At 58.6% G+C, this 3,710-nt stretch carries 5 protein-coding genes; all 5 read right to left on the bottom strand.

The genetic code is table 11. The features are described from left to right. A partial coding sequence (locus tag GPT33_RS17820) for an NAD(P)H-dependent oxidoreductase subunit E (RefSeq protein WP_296811748.1) occupies positions 1–392 on the bottom strand: 392 nt, incomplete at its 3' end. A 67-nt stretch (positions 393–459) separates the two neighbouring features. Continuing rightward, positions 460–1,383 carry a pyruvate synthase subunit PorB gene (gene porB, locus GPT33_RS17815; RefSeq protein WP_296811747.1) on the bottom strand — a complete coding sequence of 308 codons (924 nt, stop codon included), beginning with the start codon at positions 1,381–1,383 and terminating at the stop codon, positions 460–462. Positions 1,384–1,436: 53 nt separating this feature from the next. Further along, positions 1,437–2,615 carry a transketolase C-terminal domain-containing protein gene (locus GPT33_RS17810; RefSeq protein WP_296811744.1) on the bottom strand — a complete coding sequence of 393 codons (1,179 nt, stop codon included), beginning with the start codon at positions 2,613–2,615 and terminating at the stop codon, positions 1,437–1,439. Beyond that, the gene (locus tag GPT33_RS17805) at positions 2,615–2,917 is read right to left on the bottom strand and encodes a 4Fe-4S dicluster-binding protein (protein ID WP_296811741.1); all 303 of its coding nucleotides are present in this window, start codon (positions 2,915–2,917) and stop codon (positions 2,615–2,617) included. Before GPT33_RS17805 ends, GPT33_RS17810 begins: the two co-directional genes overlap by 1 nt. A gap of 55 nt (positions 2,918–2,972) precedes the next feature. Continuing rightward, on the bottom strand, positions 2,973–3,524 hold the full coding sequence (locus tag GPT33_RS17800; RefSeq protein WP_296811739.1) for a 2-oxoacid:acceptor oxidoreductase family protein: 552 nt from the start codon (positions 3,522–3,524) through the stop codon (positions 2,973–2,975). Positions 3,525–3,710 lie beyond the last annotated feature (186 nt).

Here is a 3,710-nt window from a genome sequence, read left to right as displayed (position 1 = left end):
TCTTCGTCGACCACCAGGATCGGCCCCAGCGCGCAAGCCCCCAGGCAGTTGACGGTCTCGAAGGTGAACTCCAGGTCGTCACTGGTCTCACCGGCCTTGATGTTCAGTCCCCGTTCGATGCTTTCCTGCAGCAGGCTCGCACCGCGCACGTGGCAGGCCGTTCCCACGCAGAGGCTGAGCTGGTGCCGGCCCCGGGGGGTCAAGCTGAAGGCCTTGTAAAAGGTGGCCAACTCGTAGATCCGGCTGAGGGGGAGATCCAGGATGGTGCTCACCGCATTGAGGGCTTCCCTGGGGAGGTAATTGAACTCCTTTTGGACGTCCTGGAGAATCGGTACCAGGAATCCCTTGTCCGTATTGTACTTCTGGATGATTTCGGTAACCTTCTCTTTCATGTGTCATCCTCGATGGGTACTGGACCCCGCATGCCGATTCATCCGGCGGCGACGTCCGCAGGTGGGGTTACAATCGGGTCTTGGCCTCGAGTTTGGCGTATTCCGCGGAAACCCGATCCTGGATGTGTTTGATCATGTCGGGGGTCAGGTGGCGGAAACGACCCTGGGGCCGCAGGTAGTCTTCAACCGGTTTCAACTCCCCAACCTCGTGGGTGATCCGGTATTTCCCGTCGACGACCTCATAGAGCGGGAAAACGCCCGTTTCCACGGCCAGCCGGCCGATCCAGATCGCCTTGTTGGGCGCTATGCGCCAGCCGGTGGGGCAGACTGACAGGATATGAACATAGGCCGGACCGGGTGTACGGGCGGCCTTTTGAACCTTTTCCATCAGGTCAAAGGGATAACTGGAGCAGGCCGTGGCAACGTAGGGGACGTTGTGGGCCACGACGATTTCGGCCATGTTCTTCTTCCAGGTGCGCTGCCCGAAATGAATTTTACCTGCAGGCGAGGTGGTCGTGGAGGCACCGAAGGGCGTGGAGGAGGAGCGCTGAATGCCCGTATTCATGTAGGCCTCATTGTCGTAGCAGACATACAGGAAATTGTGCCCCCGTTCAAGGGCCCCGGACAGGGCCTGAAAGCCGATATCGGTGGTGGCCCCATCCCCCCCCATGGCCAGAAAGACGGTTCCTTTTTCGGGCCGTTTGCCCTTGCGCACCAAGGCCCGGTAACCGGCTTCGGCACCGGAGAGCACGGCGGCGGCGTTTTCAAAGGCCACGTGCAGCCATGGCACCTTCCAGTTGGTGAACGGCAGCGGCGAGGAGATGATTTCCATGCACCCCGTGGCGCTACCCACAATCACGTTGTTGCCCAAAGCCTTGGCCACCAGCCGCACCGCCAGCGCTTCGGCACACCCCTGACAGGCACGGTGCCCGGGGGTGAAATATTCACTCTTTTCCAGCAACCGTGTCGCATAGACGTTTAGTGTTTCCATATCGGAGTCTCCATTAGGCCCATCCGGATCCCGCCGCGGCAGCGGAAACCGCGTTATTCTCTGACGCCATAAAAAACGTAGTCTTCCTGCCGGACCTGCCCCTGGGCCATCTTTTCGCTTTTTGAATATATGGCGATGTAGTCTTCAGGGGTAACGTCACGGCCGGCCAGCCCGCAGATGAAATTGGTGACCACCGGCATCTCCTTTTCGCCGTAAAACGCGCTGCGGATTTCACTGGCCACCGGTCCGCCAGGGCCGCCGTAGGAAACGGCCCGGTCGATGATAATCAGGCGTTTGACGCCCCTCGCGGCCAGACGCAGTTCCTCGAAAGGAAAGGGCCGCCACAGCCGCAGCTTGATCAGGCCGGCCGGTTTGCCCTGAGCGCGCAACTCGTCCACGGCCATGGCCACGGTGTCGCCGGTGCTGCCCATGGATAAAAATACCGTTTCGGCGCCATCGATTTTGTAAGTCTCCACCGGCTGGTAGTAGCGGCCGGTGACCGCGCCCAACTCTTGCCACGCTTTGAGAATGTGAGGCTTGGATTTGACCAGGGCCTCGTTTTGGGCCACTTTGGCTTCGGTGTAGATGCCGGGCATGCCGAAACCGCCGACGGTGGTGGGGTGGTCCGGGTTCAGGACGTTGATCGGACTGAAGTCGGGGAGGTACTGCTTGACCATTGCCGAATCCCAGAACTCAATCGGTTCGATGACATGCGTGAGGATAAACCCGTCCATGTTGATGATCACCGGCAGAGACACCTGCCGATCCTCGGCCACCCGGAACGCCCACATGACGTGATCGAAGACTTCCTGGCCGGTTTCGGTGAACACTTGGATCCAGCCACAGTCGCGCACGGACATGACATCGGTGTGGTCGTTCCAGATGCTCAGGGGGCCGGACAAGCTCCGGTTGGCCAGGATCATCACGATCGGCAGCCGCATGGAGGCGGCAATGAAGACGATTTCATTCATCAGGGCCAACCCCTGGGAACTGGTGCAGGTAAATGTCCGTGCACCGAGGGCCGAAGAACCACAGCAAACGCTCATGGCCGAGTGTTCGGATTCCACCGGGATAAATTCCGCGTCCAGCTTCCCATTGGCCACCAGGTCGGAAAGGTGCTCCACGATGTGGGTCTGCGGGGTAATGGGGTAGGCGGCAACCACATCCACGTTTGCCATACCTACAGCATCGGCCGCGGCAATCGACACTTCGACTCCAACTCGTTTTCCCATTATTCTTCCTCCGGTACCATAGCGATACACCCGGTGAAACATTCCTGGGCGCAGATGCCGCAGCCCTTACAGTAATAGAGATCGGCTTCAAAGTAGTTCTCTTCGGTTTTGCGGATGGCCATGTCGGGGCAAAAAATGTAGCACACCCCGCAGCGGATGCATTTGGATTTGTCCACGATCGGGCGCATGGAGCGCCAGTCGCCGGTCTTGTACTGACTGGCGTTCCCGGCCTCGCTGACCACGCAACCGACCTCCAGTTCCTTCCAGGTCAGATCAGTTTCGGATTTGATTGTTTTTGCCAAGGGTGTCTCCTTTCGATGACGCGACCGCACCCCGCCGTGGCGACCGAGGCGATCGTCACGAATTGGTGATTTCGGTTTCCTTATAGGCGCGCTTGAAGGCGTTGATGTTTCGAGCGGCAATGCGGCCGAAACGTTTATCGAGCGGTGCGATCAGAGAATCGACGGGGACCACTTCCCGGGTCTTCAGCAGCGCCCCGAGCATGGTGGTATTGGTGATCGGCACGCCCAACTCCTCCTGGGCGATTTTGGAGGCATCCACCGTCGCCAGCCGCTGTTTGATCCCGAGCTCTTTGCGGATCTCATCACATGAATACTTGGTGTTGGTGATCAGGGCCCCGTCGTCTTTCAACCCGGCGCTGACATTGACCAGTCGTAAAATAGACGGGTCGAGCACCAGCACGAGGTCGGGATGATATATATTGGTCCGCAGCCGGATGGGTTCGTCGGAAATGCGGCAGAACGCCACTACCGGCGCACCCCGTCTTTCCGGTCCGAAGCTCGGAAAGGCCTGGGCGTACTTGCCTTCACCAATGGCGGCCTGCGCGAGCAGCTCCGCCGATGTGACGGCGCCCTGGCCGCCTCTGCCGTGCAAACGAATTTCAATCATGATCTCATTCTCCACGATATGGTTGCGAGGGGGTCTCGGCTGCGTTTTGTAATCGTAGGGATTAATAGCTAGCAGATACTTCGCTTCCTTGCAAGCTAAAATTTTGTTTTCAGCATTCTGCCCCCGCGTTTGCCATTTCGCATTAAATTGTTGTTGAGCTCGACTTCAAATTTTGTTATTTTTCCA

The organism is Thiocapsa sp. (assembly GCF_011390875.1).
Lineage (GTDB): Bacteria > Pseudomonadota > Gammaproteobacteria > Chromatiales > Chromatiaceae > Thiocapsa.
This window is presented reverse-complemented; position numbering and strand designations above follow the sequence as displayed.